Source organism: Halomonas sp. ND22Bw, from assembly GCF_003011945.1.
Classification (GTDB): domain Bacteria; phylum Pseudomonadota; class Gammaproteobacteria; order Pseudomonadales; family Halomonadaceae; genus Halomonas; species Halomonas halophila.
In genome coordinates, this window is record NZ_PXWD01000268.1 from 1 (window position 1) to 395 (window position 395).

Below are 395 nucleotides of genomic sequence, written 5' to 3' on the forward strand. Positions count from 1 at the left end.
CGACGTAGCGCACCTTCTTGATCGCGAGGATCGGGTGCAGCGGCTCCTTCATCGGCGTGCCGTCGGGGTTGTTGATGAGCCAGCCGCAGGGCAGCCCGCCCATCTTCCCTTCGATGTCCTTGCCGCTGAAGATGCCGATCACGCCCGGCATCTTCGACGCCTCGGCAATGTCGACCGACCTGATGGTGGCGTGGGCGTGCGGCGAGCGCACGAAGATGGCATGGCTTTGCGCGGCCATGGTCACGTCGTCGGTGTAGTTGCCGGCGCCGGTCAGGAAGCGGTAGTCCTCCTTGCGGCGGACCGCCTCGCCGATGTGCGGGAGATTGGCGAAATCGGATGCACCCATGGTGTGCTCCTGGTCAGGCCGCGACGGGCTTGGATGCGGCGGCCATGTC

The 395-nt window shown here is 66.3% G+C and carries 1 pseudogene; it reads right to left on the reverse strand.

The features are described 5' to 3' along the window. Window positions 1-346 (reverse strand): annotated as a pseudogene (locus tag CVH10_RS18005) (hypothetical protein); the annotation flags it as partial. Between the last annotated feature and the right edge of the window lie 49 nt (window positions 347-395).